This is a genomic window from Nocardia sp. NPDC046473, from assembly GCF_040645995.1.
GTDB lineage: Bacteria > Actinomycetota > Actinomycetes > Mycobacteriales > Mycobacteriaceae > Nocardia.
The window spans coordinates 21,467-38,922 of record NZ_JBEYZJ010000005.1; the positions used below are offsets into that span (position 1 = coordinate 21,467).

The 17,456-nt window shown below is 66.7% G+C and carries 13 protein-coding genes; 11 read left to right on the top strand and 2 right to left on the bottom strand.

Translation table 11 applies throughout. The annotated features are described in order from the left end of the window. Positions 1-7 precede the first annotated feature (7 nt). Genes ABZ942_RS17960 through ABZ942_RS18010 form a run of 11 tightly spaced genes read left to right on the top strand, consistent with a single transcriptional unit; the run spans position 8 to position 14,709 of the window. The gene (locus ABZ942_RS17960; RefSeq protein ID WP_357383253.1) at positions 8-508 is read left to right on the top strand and encodes a VOC family protein; all 501 of its coding nucleotides are present in this window, start codon (positions 8-10) and stop codon (positions 506-508) included. Further along, positions 505-1,413 (top strand): L-tyrosine 3-hydroxylase, encoded by a 909-nt coding sequence (locus tag ABZ942_RS17965; protein WP_357383255.1) that lies wholly within the window; start codon positions 505-507, stop codon positions 1,411-1,413. Before ABZ942_RS17960 ends, ABZ942_RS17965 begins: the two co-directional genes overlap by 4 nt. Further along, positions 1,410-2,294 (top strand): LLM class flavin-dependent oxidoreductase, encoded by an 885-nt coding sequence (locus ABZ942_RS17970; protein ID WP_357383257.1) that lies wholly within the window; start codon positions 1,410-1,412, stop codon positions 2,292-2,294. Before ABZ942_RS17965 ends, ABZ942_RS17970 begins: the two co-directional genes overlap by 4 nt. Further along, a complete protein-coding gene (locus ABZ942_RS17975; RefSeq protein ID WP_357383259.1) occupies positions 2,294-3,127 on the top strand; it encodes a phenazine biosynthesis protein PhzF in 834 nt (277 codons plus the stop codon). The genes ABZ942_RS17970 and ABZ942_RS17975 overlap by 1 nt, the downstream gene beginning before the upstream one ends. Beyond that, complete coding sequence (locus ABZ942_RS17980; protein WP_357383261.1) at positions 3,124-4,359, top strand: aminotransferase class V-fold PLP-dependent enzyme; 1,236 nt, start codon at positions 3,124-3,126, stop codon at positions 4,357-4,359. The genes ABZ942_RS17975 and ABZ942_RS17980 overlap by 4 nt, the downstream gene beginning before the upstream one ends. After that, positions 4,356-5,156: a tryptophan 2,3-dioxygenase family protein gene (locus tag ABZ942_RS17985; protein WP_357383263.1), complete on the top strand. Its 801-nt coding sequence runs from the start codon at positions 4,356-4,358 to the stop codon at positions 5,154-5,156. Before ABZ942_RS17980 ends, ABZ942_RS17985 begins: the two co-directional genes overlap by 4 nt. Before the next feature lie 46 nt (positions 5,157-5,202). After that, positions 5,203-6,267 carry a methyltransferase gene (locus tag ABZ942_RS17990; RefSeq protein WP_357383264.1) on the top strand — a complete coding sequence of 355 codons (1,065 nt, stop codon included), beginning with the start codon at positions 5,203-5,205 and terminating at the stop codon, positions 6,265-6,267. Continuing rightward, the gene (locus tag ABZ942_RS17995) at positions 6,260-7,144 is read left to right on the top strand and encodes an alpha/beta hydrolase (RefSeq protein WP_357383266.1); all 885 of its coding nucleotides are present in this window, start codon (positions 6,260-6,262) and stop codon (positions 7,142-7,144) included. Before ABZ942_RS17990 ends, ABZ942_RS17995 begins: the two co-directional genes overlap by 8 nt. Beyond that, positions 7,141-8,973, top strand: coding sequence for a non-ribosomal peptide synthetase (locus ABZ942_RS18000; protein WP_357383268.1), 1,833 nt, complete (start codon positions 7,141-7,143; stop codon positions 8,971-8,973). Before ABZ942_RS17995 ends, ABZ942_RS18000 begins: the two co-directional genes overlap by 4 nt. Before the next feature lie 2 nt (positions 8,974-8,975). Further along, complete coding sequence (locus ABZ942_RS18005; protein ID WP_357383270.1) at positions 8,976-13,313, top strand: amino acid adenylation domain-containing protein; 4,338 nt, start codon at positions 8,976-8,978, stop codon at positions 13,311-13,313. Beyond that, positions 13,306-14,709 carry an NAD(P)/FAD-dependent oxidoreductase gene (locus ABZ942_RS18010; protein WP_357383272.1) on the top strand — a complete coding sequence of 468 codons (1,404 nt, stop codon included), beginning with the start codon at positions 13,306-13,308 and terminating at the stop codon, positions 14,707-14,709. Before ABZ942_RS18005 ends, ABZ942_RS18010 begins: the two co-directional genes overlap by 8 nt. A 4-nt stretch (positions 14,710-14,713) precedes the next feature. On the opposite strand, the gene ABZ942_RS18015 is transcribed toward ABZ942_RS18010, so the two are convergent. Then, complete coding sequence (locus ABZ942_RS18015) at positions 14,714-15,445, bottom strand: response regulator transcription factor (protein ID WP_357383274.1); 732 nt, start codon at positions 15,443-15,445, stop codon at positions 14,714-14,716. Positions 15,446-15,509: 64 nt separating this feature from the next. After that, positions 15,510-16,946, bottom strand: coding sequence for an NAD(P)/FAD-dependent oxidoreductase (locus tag ABZ942_RS18020; protein ID WP_357383275.1), 1,437 nt, complete (start codon positions 16,944-16,946; stop codon positions 15,510-15,512). Positions 16,947-17,456 lie beyond the last annotated feature (510 nt).

Below are 17,456 nucleotides of genomic sequence, written 5' to 3' on the forward strand. Positions count from 1 at the left end.
GCCCGCCATGAGCACATTCGCGACGGAAAGGCATCCGATGCACGGGCTTGACATCGCGCCGAGATTTCACCACCTCGCCATTCAGACCGACGACGTGGACGCCACGATCCGGTGGTACCAGGAATTCCTCGGCGCCACGGTGGAATGGAAGCTCGACAGCTTCTCGCCACTCACTCTCGAGCGACTGCCGGGAATCGAGAAGCTGGTCGAGCTGAAAACGGGGGACGTGCGATTCCACGTCTTCGACCGGACCGAGCACACTCAAGACGGCCCGGACCCGCTCGGCTACCAATACCAACACCTCGGTATCACCGTGAACCGACCGGAAGACCTTGTCGCGCTTCGGGAGCAGTGGCTCCAGGCGCGCGAGTCGACCGACCTCACCTGGGCCAGCGACGAGGGGCCCTCCGACATCGTGACCGATGCGGACGGCATGCAAAGCCTGTATGTCGTCGACCCCAACGGTCTCGAGATGGAGTTCATCTACTTTCCTGGAGCAGGGTCGTGAGCAGCCGTAACGGACGTGATTCGAAGGGGCGTCGTCCGCCCGCATTGCAGCCGCATGTGCTGTTCATGCCGCCGATCGGCGACGACTTCGAAGAATCGTCGGATCAGGACGCCACCACCGATGCCCTCGCCCGAGAGATGCTGGAGTACCACGTCTTCGGCACCGAGCTGGTCGAGGAGGAGCGGGTGTTCTGGTACCGCTGGATCGCTGGCCATCAGATCTCGTTCCTGCTGTGGCGGGCCATGTGCGACGTCGTGTGGCAGCACGCCGACGAAGACGCCGACCGGCCCGGCGAGCGCGAACTCGACCTGCTGTCCGCCTGCGTCGACGGATACAGCGCGGCGCTGCTCTACTCGTCCACTGTCCCGAGGGACCACTATCACGCCGACATCCGGGCGCGAATGGCGTTGCAGCACCCCGCATTCAGCGGCACCTGGGCGCCGGACTATCGACCCGTTCGCCGGCTCTTCCGCGGCAAGATGCCCTGGCAGGAAGACGCCTCGTGCGCGGCGCTGGACGAAGCGGTCGCCCGCAACGAGGTGACGCACAGTCACATCGCCGATCATCTTGTGCCGGACGGTCATTCGCTGCTACAGAAGTCGGCGGGCGCGCCGGGGGTGAGTGTTTCCCGGGAGAAGGAAGACCTGTACGACAACTTCTTCCTGACCGTCCGGCGCCCGGTGAGCCACGCCGAATTCGTGGCACAGCTCGATGCCCGCATCGCCGACCTGGCCGCGGACCTGAAGCACAACGGGCTGTATCCCAACGTCGACGGCCGGCATCACCCGGTCGTCACCCAACAGTCCGACGGGGTGTTGCGGCCGCTGGTCGGCGACATCCTGCACGTGCTCGACCGGGCGGCTCGGCTGGTATCGGATCTGCGACTCGAGGAGGCGCGCCGATGAAACACGGCATCGTACTGTTGCCCGAGCACGAGTGGAAGGTGGCCGCCGACCGGTGGCGGGCCGCCGAGCAGCTCGGCTACCAGCACGCCTGGACCTACGACCACCTGATGTGGCGCTGGCTCGCCGACCGCAACTGGTACGGCTCGATACCGACCCTCACGGCCGCCGCCACCGTCACCAGCTCCATCGGCCTCGGCCTGCTCGTGGCCACCCCGAACTTCCGCCATCCGGTCACGCTCGCCAAGGAACTCGTCACCGTCGACGACATCGCGAGCGGCCGGCTGATCTGCGGACTCGGCTCCGGCGCACCGGGATTCGACGCAAGCGTGCTCGGTGGACCGGACCTCGGCGCGCGTGAGCGAGCCGATCGATTCGAGGCGTTCGTCGAACTCCTCGACACCGTGCTCGTCCGCGGCTCCGTGACAAAGGTGTCACGCTGGTACACCGCGGCGGGCGTGGATTTCCACCCGCGCGCCGACGACGCGATGCGCCTACCCTTCGCCGTGGCCGCGACCGGCCGGCGCGGGATGGCACTGGCCGCCGGCTACGCGCGGTACTGGGTTACCTCCGGCCCGCCCAACGACTTCCGCATGCGGCCGCTGCGCGAGGTCGTGCCCGTGTTGCGGGACCAGGTGCGTGGCATCGACGCTGCGTGCGAGCGGGTGGGCCGGGACCCAGTCACCCTCGGCAAGCTGTTCGTCGCCGATGCGGCTGTCGGCGGGATCACCAGTTCGCTGGCCGCCTACGAGGACGCCGCCGACGAGCTCGAGGAGATCGGCATCACCGATCTCGTCGTGCACTGGCCGCGCCTGGGCCAGCCGTATCAGGGCGACGAACAGGTTGTTGTCGATTTCGCCGAGAAGCACCTCGGAGGCGAGTGATGCGAGTACTGCGAGTGGACATGTTCGGCGCGGCACCCGGCCGCGGCAGCACCCTGGATGTGCTGATCTCGGCGGGCCGGTGCGACGACGACGCGGTGGCCGAAGCCACCGAGTATGCGCGCCAAGGCAATTCGGACGAGAGCGCACTGGTCAGCGAATGCTCCAGAGCGCAGCGAACTTTCGCCTCGCGCATCTTCAACACCGACGGCGAGACCCCGTTCGGCACGCACTCGCTGGCCGGCGTGGCCGCCTGTCTGGTCGGCACCGGTCAGCTCGACCCCGGTGAGCTCGGCCGGACCGCCGAGGTCGGCTGCCAATGGCTGTGGACCGACGGCACCGAGGTGCGGGTGCCCTTCGACGGACCCGTTGTGCACGAACAGATTCCATACGATCCGGGGTTGTTCGGTTGGAACCTGGGTACCTCCCACGCGGGCGGCATCGGCCGCGCTTTCAACTTCGTGCGGGTCACCGAGGACCCGCGATCCCTGCCTGTCCCGGATCTCGACCGCATGCGGGAAGTAGGGCTCACGGATCTCACCGCTTATCGCTGGGACCCGGATCGACGGGAAGTGCTCGCCCGAGTATTCGCGCCGGGGTTCGGCATTCCGGAAGACGCCGGTTGCCTGCCTGCGGCGGCTGCGCTCGGTCTCACCGGGCTCGGCTTGACCGCCGACGGCAAGACGCCCGTGACGGTCCGCCAGGTGACAGGAGACGGCAACGAATCCGTCTTCGGCTGCACCGGTTCCGTCCACGACGGCACCGCCAGCGTGCAGATCACCGGGCAGGTCTGGGTTCCCGCGATCGATGACGAGCAGAAAGCGAGTCAGGCATGACAGTACGACCGGAATCCGGAGTAACCATGCCGAGCAAGATGCTCGACGAGGCGCGGCGTCGTGACGTCGTCGATCCGCTCGCCGGGTATGCGCGGGACTTCGCCACCGACGGCTCCATCCACCTCAACGGCAATTCCCTCGGCCCGCCGCTGGGCACTCTTTCGGCCGAGCTCGATCGGGTCGTGACCGGCCAATGGGCGCCTCGACAGGTGCAGGCCTGGTTCCAGGACGGGTGGCTGGAGCTGCCTCGCACGGTGGGCGACAAGCTGGGCACATTGCTCGGCGCGGGGCCCGGACAGGTGATGGTTGCCGGTGAGACGACGTCGACGACGTTGTTCAACGTGTTGATTGCCGCCTGCCGTATGCGTCCGGACCGCCCGGTGCTGTTGATCGAGGGTGAGTCGTTCCCGACCGACCTGTACGTCGCGGATTCGGTGGCGAAGCTGCTGGACCGTGAGCTCGTCGTCGAGTCGCGCACCGGCTTCGATGAATACTTGCGGGACAACGGCACTCAGGTGGCAGTGGCTCTCGCCGCACCCGTCGATTTCCGGACGGGGGAGCGGCGCGAGATCCGGCCGATCACCGCGCTGTGCCATGCCGTGGGGGCCTTGTCGGCGTGGGATCTCAGCCATGCCACCGGTGTGCTCCCGGTCGACCTCGACGCCAATGCGGTCGACCTCGCCGTGGGCTGCGGCTACAAGTACCTCGGCGGTGGCCCTGGCGCACCGGCTTTCACCTACGTCCCCACCCGACTCCAGTCGACAGTGGACTTCCCCCTGTCGGGTTGGCACGGGCACGCCAAGCCATTCGCGATGGTGCAGACGTTCATTCCCGCCGACGACATCAATAGCGCACGTACCGGCACACCGCCGCTGCTGAGCCTCGTCGGTCTGAATCATGCTCTCGCCCCGTTGATCGAGGTGGGCATCCACGAGTTGCACCGGCGCTCAAAGGATCTCAGCGGATTCTTCCTGGAGTGCCTTGCCGATCGCCGCCCGGAACTGCTGCACCAGCTCGCGTCACCCGAGGACGCGGACCGTCGCGGCGGCCACCTCGCACTGCGAGTTCCCCAGGCGGACAAGGTCGAAAGCACACTCGCCGACAACGGCGTGCTCGTCGACGCGCGGCCACCCGATCTGATCCGCTTCGCCTTCGCGCCGCTGTACGTGACACACGAGCAGGTGGCGCAGGCGGTCGACGTGCTGAGCAATGCCGTGGGAGTAGTGAAATGACCAGCGCCCCTGAGTATCTTGCGCCCGAGTATGTCACCTACGCGCATATGGACCAATTGCACGAGCTGCAGGTCCCGCGCAGCGATGCCCGCGGCGAGCTGAACTTCATCCTGATCAGTCACGTCAAGGAGCTGCTGTTCCGTGCGGTGATCGACGATCTCGACACCGCCCGCCGTGCGCTGGAGCGCGACGACGTAGCCGACACCTGCCTGGCCTTGGCGCGGGCGACCCGAACCCAGCGGGTGCTCGTGGCCTGCTGGGAGTCGATGAACGGCATGTCGGTCGACGAGTTCATCGCGTTCCGGCATGTGCTCAACGATGCGTCCGGCACCCAGTCCTTCGCCTACCGCGCTTTGGAATTCGTGATGGGCAACCGGCCGGAGCGACAGGTGGAGGCCGCGGTGCGCGACGGACACCCGTTGCTGCGGGCCGAGCTGGAGAAGCCGTCACTGTACGACGCGGTACTGCAACACCTTGCCAGGCAGGGCTTTTCGATCCCGGCCGAGTGCGTGACGAAACCGCCTGCGCAACAACATGAGTCGAACCCGCTGATCGAAGACGTGTGGCTGCGGATCTACCAGCACCCGGAGCGCCATCACGACGCGCACCGGCTGGCGGAGAGCCTCCTGGAGGTCGCCTACCAGTTCTCGCACTGGCGGGCCACCCACCTGCTGGTCGTCGAACGGATGCTCGGCGGCAAGAGCGGCACGGCGGGCACCGACGGAGCACCGTGGCTCCGCGCCATCAACGAACACCGCTTCTTCCCGGAACTGTGGACCTTCCGCACCCGGATGTAGACGCGCACCACCAATCGAGAACGACTGCTGGAGGAAAACGATCACGATGACGGAACTGAAGACCGAGCTGACGAAACCGGTCGACCTCACCTCGCTTGTCCCGGTGTTGTTCGGGTTTGCTGCCTTTCAGCAGCTACGCGCGGCCTCGGAGTTGCAACTGTTCGAATACCTCGACCTGAACGGCCCGTCCACCAGCGACCAGGCCGCCGCGGGTTTGGGGCTGCCCGCCAAGTCCGCGCGTCAGCTCCTGCTCGGCACCACCTCGCTCGGCCTCACCGACCGCGAGGGCGAGCAGTACACGCTGAGCGCGATGCTGCACGACGCGATGGCCGACGGCACCTGGCCGCTCATCCGCAACATCATCGACTTTCAACAGCGGCTGTCCTACCTGCCCGCGAAGGAGTACGCCGAGTCGCTGCGGACCGGGAAGAACCTCGGCCTGAAGCACCTGCCCGGCAAGGGAAACGACCTCTACACCCGGCTCGAGCAGACGCCGGAGCTGGAGGCGCTGTTCTTCCGCGGCATGCACTCCTGGTCGGAGCTGTCCAATCCGGTGTTGCTGCACCAGGTGGACTACAGCGGCGTGACCAGGCTGCTCGATGTCGGTGGCGGCGACGCGGTCAACGCGATCGCGCTCGCACAGGCCCATCCGCACTTGAAGATCACGGTGTTCGACCTCGCGGGTGCCGTCGAGGTGGCCGGTGACAATATCGCGGCCGCCGGACTCGGCGATCGGATCGACGTGGTCGCCGGCGACATGTTCGGCGATCCGCTGCCCGGCGGATACGACATGGCGCTGTTCGCCCACCAGTTCGTGATCTGGTCACCGGAGCAGAACCGGGCGCTGCTCGAGCGGGCGCACGCGGCGCTGCCGCCCGGCGGCCGGGTGATCGTGTTCAACGCATTCGCCGACGACGACGGGCGGGGACCGCTCTATACCGCTCTGGATAATGTGTACTTCGCGACATTGCCTGCAGAGGAATCCACGATTTACCCATGGCGTGAGCACGAAGAATGGCTCGTCGCGTCGGGGTTCGTCGATATCAAGCGGATCCGCAATGAAGGCTGGACGCCGCACGGCGTCATCGAAGGGCGCAAGGCCGATGAGTAAGCTACTCGACCGCGAGTACTCGCCGAGTTCGGTCGCGCGCGACACCGCCCGATCGCTACGGCGGTACCGGACACGCAGCGACGCCGCCCGGTCCGAGCTCGACGTGCACATCGCGGTGCCGTACGGCGAAGGACACGGCGAACGGTGTCATGTGTTTCCTGCTGTGCCGCAAGGCACTCGGGGCCCGGAGACGCCCGCGCTGGTCTTCGTGCACGGCGGTCACTGGCAGGAGTCCGGCATCGACGACGCCTGCTTTGCCGCCGAGCACGCGGTAGCGCACGGATGTGCTTATGTCGCAGTCGGTTACGGTCTCGCCCCGGACCGCACGGTGCCCGGCATGATCGCCTCGGTGGCCAGGGCGCTCGAGTGGCTCGTCACCACCGGTCCGATGCTGGGCATCGATCCCGAGCAGTTGCACGTGGCAGGCAGCAGCGCGGGCGCGCATCTGCTCGCCGCGGCGCTCACCGGGGACGGCGCGCCTCAGGTACGCAGCGCGTGTTTGATGAGCGGACTGTACGACCTCACCGAGATCCCGCAGACCTACGTCAACGAGGCCGTCCGGCTGACGCCCGAGCTCGCTGCCGCGTGCAGCCCGCTGCGGATGCCGCCGCCGCGGTGCGACTCGATCCTGCTCGCCGCCGGGCGCTACGAGACCCGAACATATCTGCGTCAACACGAGGTCTACGCGGAATATCTTGCCGCACAGTCGGTCCCGATGACGGCACAGATCGTGCCCGAGCGGGACCACTTCGACCTGCCGCTGGACCTGGCGGACCCGTCGACCCCGTTCGGCCGGACCAGCCTGCGGCACCTCGGCCTGGCGCCGCGCCGCCCAGGCCCATCCACACCGGAAGGAACGGTGACATCAGCGCGATGAAACAGACACTGACCGCCCCGGTCGAGTCCGTCACGACGGGCCCCACCGAGGGTGCGACCACCGAAACAATCGTCGACGCCTTCGTCCGGACGGCGCGCGAACATGCCGACCGCGAGGCGATCTCCGACGGCAGCAGCACGCTGACCTATGCGGAACTGGACAACCTCAGCAGCCAGATCGCCCGGGCGTTGCGTGAACGCGGGCTGACGACCGGGGCGCGGGTCGGGGTGCATCTCGAGCGCAGCCTTGCCACCTATCAGGTGTTCCTCGGCATTCTCAAAGCCGGTCTGGTGGTGGTTCCGTTCAATCCGGTGCACCCCGCGGAGCACAAGTCGCGCATGTTCCAGGTCGCCGAGCCTGACCTGACGGTGACGGATGCCGTTGCGGTGGACGGAATTCCAGCGGAGACGTGCTTGCCGGTCGGTGATCTGTTGTCGGCCGCGGCGTCGTTGTCCACCGAATCGGGGCCGTCGGCGGTCACTGCGGCCGCGCCGGCGTTCGTCCTGTTCACATCCGGCTCGACCGGCGTGCCCAAGGGGGTGGTGATCGCGCATCGCGGGATCTCCCGGGTTTCCCAGCATCTCACCGGTTTCACGCCCGGGCCGGACGACCGGTTCCTGCAACTTGCCCAGCCCGCGTTCGCCGCGTCGACCACCGACATCTGGACCTGTCTGCTGCGTGGTGGCCGCCTCACGGTCGCGCCGCAGGAGATGCCACCGCTGGGCGAGCTCGCGAGACTCATTGCCAGCGAGCGGATTACGGTGCTCAACCTGTCCGTCGGTCTGTTCAATCTGCTCGTCGAGCATCACTCGGAGAACCTGACGCACGTTCGGACGGTGATCGTCAGCGGCGACTTCCCCTCCGCGTCGCACCTCGAGCGCGCGCTGGCGGTGGTCGACGGCGACGTGTTCAACGCCTTCGGATGCACCGAGAACTCCGCGTTGACCGCGGTGCACAAGATCACCTCGGCGGATCTGTCCAATGCCGAGATCCCCGTCGGCCGACCCATGCCCACCGTCGAAATGACCGTGCGTGACGAGGAATTGGTGGAATGCCCGCCCGACCGGATCGGCGAATTGTGCATCGCGGGCGACGGCGTGGCCGCCGGGTATCTCGGCGACGCGGAACAGACCGAGCGGAAGTTCGTCCGGCACGACGGTCAGCGACTGCTGCGAACCGGCGATCTGGCCAAGCTGACCACCGACGGCGAGATCGTGTTGGCCGGCCGCACCGACCAGATGGTGAAGGTACGCGGATTCCGAGTGGAGCCAAGGCATGTCGAGCTGACGGCCGAGGCGTTCCCCGGCGTGCAGCAGGCGGTCGCGCAGGCCGTCCCGAGCAGTGGGGCCGCGGATCAGCTGGCGCTGTGGTGCGTGCCGACCACCGGTCACGAGATCGCCGAGCCCGAACTGATGGACCATCTGCGACATCAGTTGCCGGACTACATGGTTCCGTCGACGGTGCTGGTGGTCGACGCCTTCCCGCGCAACACCAACGGGAAGATCGATCGCAAGGAACTCGGCTCACGGCTCGCCGCCCACAGCGCCGAGGAGGCGGAAGAGGCCGCGGGCGACGACGCCGCACCCAGTGCGACGCCGGACCGGCTGGCCGCGGTCGTTCGTTCGTCGCTGGCGGACATCACCAAAACCGAAGAACTCGACCTGGACGCCGGTCTCATCGAAAGCGGGGTCACCTCACTGCAATTGATCGACCTCGGCGCCCGGCTCGAGGACGTGTTGGGCGTCGCATTGGCACCCGACGACATCGTCGGCGCAGGCACCGTCCGCGGTGTCGCCGACCTGATCCGCACCAAACGTGCGCGAGGCTGACCATGACAGCTACCGATCAACACACCGCGAACGGCGCGCAGCGCGTGCCCGCGTCACCGGCTCAACCTGGACTGTGGTTCGACAGCATCTACGGGGCCGATCCCACGGCGTACAACCAGCCACTGGTGTTGCGCCTGGGAACCCGGCTCGACCACGACTGTCTCGTGCAGGCATTGGACGTCGTCCATCGCGACCATGCCGCGCTGCGCACCACGTTCGAGATGGCTGCCAACGGTGATCTGCAACAGGTGGTGCACCGCGAGCTGGCACCGACTGTCGATGTGCGCGACCGGCCCGATGGCGACACCGATGCCTGGGTGGCCGAGCAGGTGAGCGAGATCGCTTGCGCCGCTTTCGATCTGCGCGCCGGTCCGCTTGCGCGGGTGCGCCACCTCCGGTTCGGCGATGCGGGCAACAGCGTGCTGGTGTTCAACATCCACCACACGGTTTTCGACGGCATGTCGTGGAAGCCGTATCTCAGTCAGGTAGAAGCGGCCTACACCGCGGTGCTGCGCGGTGACGAGCCGCCGCAGGAAGATCGGCGGCAGGCCATCGAGGCCTACGAGCGCTGGACCGAGCTGTCCTCCGATGCCGAGACACTGCGGTTCTGGCGGGACAAGCTGGCCGACGCACCGGCGGCGGCCCCGCTCGGGCTGCCCGCCGAGGGACCGGCGCGACACGTCACCCGGCAGGTGGTGCTCGACGAGCGGCTGTCGGCGCGGGTGCGGGAGTTCTGCGCCACCGAAGGCGTCACCACCAGTATGTTCTTCGTCGCGCTCAGCTTCGTGCTGCTGCACCGGCAGACCGGTCAACACGACGTGCTGCTCGGTATCCCGGTTTCCGTGCGGGGAGCCGGCGACGCCGAGGTGCTCGCGCATCTCACTAATACCGTGGTGCTGCAGCACCGATTCGACGGTGATTCGATCCGCGACGTGCTGAGTTCGGCGAAACAGGAAGTGCTGGACGCGCTTCGGTATCGGCACGCGCCGCTGGAAGCCGTGCTCGGCGAGCTGCGCGCGGCCGGTGGCAGCCAGGACGGCGCCCTGTTCAACGCGATGGTCACCGTAATGCCCGCTGCCGCACGCCGTTTGGACCTGCCCGAGTGGGGCGTCGAGACATGGGAGCACGAGACCGGCGGCGCCAAGTACGACCTGGCGATCACGGTGGACGAGACCTCGGACCATTACACGCTGGTCGTCGAGCACGCGACCGCCGCGGCCGACGGCGAGAACTTCACGGAGTATCTGGCGCAGCGCCTGCGGATCCTGCTGGACAGCGTGCTCGCCGACCCGGACGCACCGGTCGACGATCTGGACTGGACGAGCGACGCGGAGCAGTGGGCGATCGCCGAGCTGTGCGCGCGCCGGACGGACGCACCGGAGCTCGGCACCGAGTTGACTGCCGATCTGTTCGCGGCAACCACTGCGACGGCAAGTGCGGATCCTGCGATTGCGGCGGACGGCACAGTAACCACCTACGCCGAATTGGCAAGGCGCGCAGACGCGGTGGCGGCGGCCCTCATCGACCGAAGAGTCCGCGACGGGCAGCCGGTCGCCGTGCTGATGCGGCCCGGGCTCGACCTGATCGCGACGGTCATCGGCATCCTGCGCGCGGGCGGCAGCTACGTCACGCTCGATGCCGATCAGCCGTGGGAGCGACTGAACTTCACCCTGAATGACTGTGGCGCAACGATTCTGGTGCGCGCGCCCGAGATCGACATCACTGATGCATCGTTGCCGCCGGGACTCGAGGTCATCGATTCACCCGAAATCGCCAGTGCGGAAGCCTCCTTCGAGGATCAGCGGAAAACGCCGAAGGACACGGCGTACATCGTGTACACCTCGGGCTCCACCGGCCGACCCAAGGGCGTCCGACTGCCGGAGATCACCCTCGCCAACCTCGTGCACAACCAGGCGATCTTCACCTCGGACCGCCGGATGCGCACGCTGCAGTACATGCCGCCCGCCTTCGACGTGTTCGCCATCGAGGTGTTCGGAACCCTGTGCAACGGTGGCACTTTGGTGATCCCACCCGTCCAGGCCCGTACCGATTTCGAGGCGTTGGCCGCGCTGCTCGCCGAAGAGCGGGTCGAGCGGGCGTATCTGCCGTACGTCACGCTCCGTGAACTCGCCGCCGTGCTGCGTTCGTCCACGGTGGAACTCCCGGACCTGCGCGAGGTGTACGTCACCGGCGAGCGGCTGGTGATCACCGGCGACGTGCGGGCGATGTTCCGGCGGAATCCGGACGCCCGGCTGATCAACGCCTATGGACCGTCCGAGGCCCACCTCTGCAGCTGGGACGAGCTGCCCGCCGACCCTGACACGTGGCCGACCATTCCCTCGATCGGCCGGGTGGTCGCGGGCGTCGACGCGTATGTGCTCGATACCGATTCGACGGGCGCGGCCCGGCTGGCGCCGTTCGGCGTCGAAGGGGAACTGTGCGTTGCGGGGCCGGTCGTGTCGCCCGGATATATCGGGCTGCCGGACAAGACGCGCGAAGCCATGGTCCCCGATCCGTTCGTCGGCGGGCAGCTGATGTATCGCACCGGTGATGTCGTCGTGCTGGCACCGGACGGGCGGCTGCACTACCGGGGCCGCAAGGACGACCAGGTCAAGATCCGCGGTTACCGCGTCGAACCCGGCGAGGTCGAGGCCGCGCTGGAACGGGAACTGGGTGTGGACGCGGCGGCCGTGATCGTGGTGTCCGACGGTGGCGACCGCGCGCTGCACGCCTTCGTGCAGAGCGACGCGGAGCCGCCGACGGATTGGCGCACCCGGCTCGGTGCCGTGCTGCCCGCCTACATGATCCCGCGGCAGGTCACTCGCATCGACACCATCCCGGTGACACCGAACGGGAAGACCGACCGCCGTGCCTTGGCGGACCTGCCCATCGAGGCCACGCCGCACCCTGCCGCGAATTCCGATGTCGCATGGACGGATTCGGAGCGAATGATGGCCGAGCTGTGGGACGAGGTGCTCGGCCGCCGCCCGGCAACACCGGAGGACGACTTCTTCGTCCTCGGCGGCCACTCGCTGCTCGCCGCGCGCCTGCACCGGCTGGTCAAGCAGCGCTTCCACACCGATGTCGCGCTGTCGACGCTGCTGAGCACGCCGACACCACACGGGATGACGAAGAGCCTCGCCGACCGCAACGCCGCCGCGGCACCGGATCTCAGCACGGACGCGCGCCTGCACGACCTGGTCGTGGGGGAGCGCGAGGAACCGGCCAACGGGACGGTATTCCTCACCGGCGCAACAGGATTCCTCGGCAGTCACCTGCTCGACGAACTGCTGCGCACGGGGCACCGGGTGCACTGCCTGGTCCGTGCCGACAGCGTCGCGGACGGGCGGGACCGCCTGCGCCGGACGTTCCGCAAGTTCGCGCTCGACCCCTCCGGGCTCGACGAGGTGGGCGTCTGCCTCGGCAATCTCGACCAACCCCGGTTCGGCCTCGGCAACGAGTACGACGCGTTGGCGCGCGAGGTGACCGACGTCTATCACGCGGCAGCGCACATCAACTTCGTCGTGCCGTATCACACCGTCAAGCGCACGAACGTCGACGGACTGCGCAACCTGCTGGACTTCTGCGGGATCAACCGCACACCGTTGCGCCTGATCTCCACGCTGGGCGTCTTCCCGCCGGACTCCACGTCCGGTCAGGTCGGCGAGGACACGGTGCCGGGCGACCCCGCGTCGCTGGGCATCGGGTATTCGCAGAGCAAGTGGGTCGCCGAGCAACTCGCATTCCGGGCGCGGGCGGCCGGGCTGCCGGTCACCGTGCACCGCGTCGGCCGCATCGCCGGTCACCGCCGCACCGGCGCGTGCAGGCACGACGACTTCTTCTGGTTGCAGATGAAGGGTTTCGCGCTGCTCGGCTGCTACCCGGACGACATCGTCGAGACGCCCGCCATCGACCTGCTGCCGGTGGACTACGTGGCGCGCGCCATCATCCGGCTGTCGGAAGACAAGCGGGACAACGAGAATTGGCATCTGTACCACCCGGACGGACTCGCCTGGCCGACCATCATCGAGGCCATTCGCGCGGAAGGCTACGCGACGGACCCGACCAGCGGATCCGAGTGGATGGCCGCGTTGGAGCGTGAGACCGCCGAGAACGACGATGAACGGCGCGGACTCGGTCCGCTGGTGCCGCTCATGCGCGAGGGCGTGATGCGCCTCGGCGCGCATTCCTTCGACAACGAGAAATCCCGGCGCGCCCTCGCCGACGTCGGCTGCCCCTATCCGCAGGCGGATCCGGGGTGGATCCACCGGATGTTCGAGTATTTCCGCGCCGTCGGCGCCATCGCGCAGCCCGCCCATGGAGGAGAAGAAGATGTCTGAATTAGCGATGCGCTCGGTAGTGATCATCGGCGCCGGGCCGGTCGGCTGCGCGTTGGCCACGCTGTTGCGGCGGCAGGGCTTGGAGGTGGATCTCTTCGAGCGGCAAGCGGAGTCGGCAGGAACCGGGTCGGGCCACTCGTTCAACCTGACGCTCACCTCGCGCGGGCTCGACTGCCTGCCGCTGTCGGTCCGGCGCCGCCTGTATCTGCAGGGCTCGGTGCTGGCCAAGCGGATCATCCACCATCGGGACGGCGCGATCTCCACGCAGGCGTACGGGACGATGTACAACCATCACCTGCTGTCCATCCCGCGCGGCATCCTGCAGGACCTGCTGCGTGATCAAGCGCTGCGGGCGGGCGCGCGAATCCACTACGGGCAGCAGTGCATCGATGTGGATACCGCGCGCGCCTCGGCGCTGCTGCAGGATCGGGACGGTTCATCGACCTGGGTCAGCGGAGATCTGCTCGTCGGCTGCGACGGCGCCAACAGCGCGGTGCGCGACGCCATCGTCGCCGCGCATCCGGCGGACATGCGGATGACGCGCGACACCATCGCGCACGGCTACGCCGAGATCACCATGGACTACGGGGACGCCGACCCGACGGGCATGCACCTGTGGCCGCGCGGCGACCACTTCCTGCAGGCCCAGCCGAACCGGGATCAGACCTTCACCACCAGTCTCTTCAAGCCGACCGCCGGAGACGCTGCGCAGCGGCGCTTTTCGGGCCTGCCGTCGGCGGCGGCGATCCGCCGATACTGCGCGAGCGAGTTCCCCGATGTCTTCGGGCGGATGGCGGAGGTCGGCAACGAGCTGGCCAGTCGGAGTCCCGGTTACCTGCGGATCATCAATACCGCGCCGTATCACCATCGGCGTGCGGTGCTGGTCGGTGATGCCGCGCATGCGGTGGTCCCGTTCTACGGGCAGGGCATCAACTGCAGTTTCGAGGATGCCGCCACGTTGGCGAGTCTGCTGGAGAAGTTCCAGGCCGCGGTCCGGTCCGAGGGCGGAACCGTGAAGACCGTGGCGGAGGTGGTGGTCGACGAATACAGCGACGTGCGGGTGAAGGCGGGACATGCGCTCGCGGAGTTGTCGATGCGGAATCTCGAGGAACTCTCCGATCACGTGAACAGTCCGCTGTTCCTGGAACGCAAGGCGCTGGAACGTCGGCTGCACGAGCTGCGTCCCGACTTGTACACGCCGCTTTACCAATTGGTGGCGTTCACCCACATGCCGTACGACGCGGTGCAGCGGGTGCAGCAGGAGTCGAGCGCGGTGCTGGACTCGCTGTGCCAAGGCCGCGACGTGCGAGCCGAGCAGGATGCGATCATCGGCGAGTTCGCCGAGTTGTACCGTGGCACAACGCAGCTCACTCCATCGAAGACGCGGACAGGGTAGTCGGTCAGCCCGCGGCCCCGCCGGCGCGGGCCGGTTCGACCGCCTGCGCCGGCTTGCCGCGGGTCGCTTCGTCATTGAAACGGAACCCGACGCCGTGCACGGTGACGATCCAGTCCGGCGAGCCGAGCTTCTTGCGGACGCTGCTCAGGTGGGTGTCGATGGTCCGGCTGGCCAGCGACGTCACCTCGGCGTCCACGTCGTCATATCCCCACACCCGCTGCAGCAGCTCGGCCCGGGAGAAGACCTTCTGCGGTTCGGTGGCAAGCAGGCGCAGCAGTTCGAACTCCTTGCGGGTGAGCTCGACCAGCCGGTTGCCGACTCTGACCTCGCGTAGCGCCGAGTCGATCTCCAACTGGCCGACGATGAGGGCCGGTTGGGACATCATGTGCACGCGGCGCAGCAGGCCTCGGAGCCGCGCCATCAGCTCGCGGCTGTGATACGGCTTCACGACGCAGTCGTCGCAACCCGCTTCCAGCGCGAGGACCTGATCGAGTTCGAACGAGGAGAAGCCGATGATCGGGATGTCGCTGGCTCGGCGGATTTCCCGGCACAGGGTGAGTCCATCGAAATCGGTGAAGTCGAGGTCGATGAGTATGACGTCGAAGTCGGGGTAGGACGCCAGGGTTTTGGCTCCCGTCGAGGACGGCTCGGGTTCGAACCCGTGCCGTTTGAGGTCGTTGACCGTATCCTCGATCCCCGCACAATCCGACACGATCAACAAGCGCGGATGAAGCAAAGCGCCCCTCCTTCAATGGAGCCGACCGACCCTGCGGTGCGCACCGGGGCGGTCGGCGTGAAAATCAGCTGGAAGATAGTTCGAGGAGAACTCGAATAGACGACTCCAGTGCGTAATTCATCGAGCCGCCGTTCGGTTCGAACGCGGTGTGTTCACCGGCGAAATGTATTCGGCCCTCAGGTGTTCGGGTGTGGTCCATCAGCTCGCTGTGGCCCACTTCCGGCAGGACATAGGCGCCGCCCGCGAAGGGCTCGTTGTCCCAGGCCACGGAGGCGCCCACCTCGAAGTTGGCGCGGGCGCCCGGCAGCATCGTTTCCACTTCGTTCAGCGCGAAAGTCACCCGCTCGTCCTCGCTCATGCTCGCCGCCGCCTGGGCGGGCCAGCCGGTGAGCCAGCATTCGAGGATTTTGCGGGGGCCGGGCTGGCGTGGGGTGGCGTCGCGGACCGTGCAGATCGGGGTATCCGTGGACAGCATCAGGCGGTCCTCCGGCCAGAACTTCTTGCGCATCTGCAGGTATATGCGCAGGACCGATACGTACCTGAGTTTGCGGATGGCCGAGTGCTTTTCGGCCGACAGTCCGGCCATCGACAGGTTGAGCCTGCGCACGCTGCTGAAAGGTGCGGTGACAATGACGCGGTCGGCATTCAACGTCTGCAATCGGTCGCGGTCGAGGAAGGTGACCTGTGCCGCGTCGTCGGTTTGAGTGATGCGGACGACCGGCTTCCGGTAGAGGATGCGGTCTTTGACCTTGTCCGCCATGGCCTGCGCGAGTCGGTCGGTGCCGTCCTTGACCTTGTACCACTGCGCGTCCGCGGTGGAGAAGGAGCGCGGGCTCGACTCGTAGCGGGCCCAGGCCATCGCCGACGCGGATTCCAGTTCGCCGCCGCGCATTTCGAGGAACAGCGGCTCGATCAGGCTGATCGCGGCGGGGGATGCGCCCTGGTCCTCGAGTATGCGGCGGACCGAAAGTTGGTCGAGTTCCAGCAGATTCGGCGTCGGGGTCCAGTCGAGGTCGGCGACTTCCGGTCCGATGTTCTCGTTGAACTTCGTGACGTATCTGGCGAACAGGTCGGTGACGGTGAGGTTCCGCTCGTCCGGGTGCAGACCGAGGGTTTCGGCGTGGTCGGGGACCTGGTCCGGCCGGATCCGAATACCGTTGCGGTAGTAGCTGAAGTCGGTGTCGACGAGGTCGCTCGGTTCGGTCTGCACGCCCATTTCGCCGAGATAGTGCATCGTGTAATGGCAGTGCTCGGTGACCGTCATGGCGCCGGCTTCCGCGTGCAGGCCGTCGGCGAACGGGTGGCGGTAGGTCCAGGTACGTCCGCCCGGGCGGTCGTTCGCCTCGAGAACGGTGACCTTGGTTCCCTGTTTAGTTAATTCATATGCGGCGGCGAGTCCGGCGAGTCCGGCGCCGATAATGATTGCGGAATCGATGTTGTTCTGCGACGGGAGACCCCCGTCGAACGTATGTCGGACGTCCTCTTGCGTAAGCCCCTGCACTGCTTTCCCTCCGGTGAACTGCGCTTGATTTCCACCGGCTCAACCAGGTATTCTGAACCGAAATCATTGACAAATCATCACGCTGACGGAAATTCTGGTCATCATTGATCTTCAACCATTGGTTGAATGAAATTATCGTATCAAGATGCGCGAAGTGCAGCAAACAAGTTTCAGTAGCCAGAATTTAACTCGATAGAGGGGGTTGACACCTCTCTGGCCTGATGATGTTTGCCTGTTCCAATGTGACCGTTATCACACTGGGCTGCTGTTTGACTCGTGACTAATCGCAGGCGACTGCGGCCGGAGCGGTCTCTCCATGTGTGGATTCGACTGGTCATGTGCGGTAGTGGACGTGACATGTAGAAATCTTCAAGGCGCCTTCGTTAGCTTGTGGCTAACCTGCTGCAACGGTTATCACGTTATTACGGACCGGGCAGTTTGGCGTTCGTGGTGGCAGATGCCAAGCGGCTGCGCGGACGGGCCGTAGTGCGTGCTGTCGTTGATCCCGAC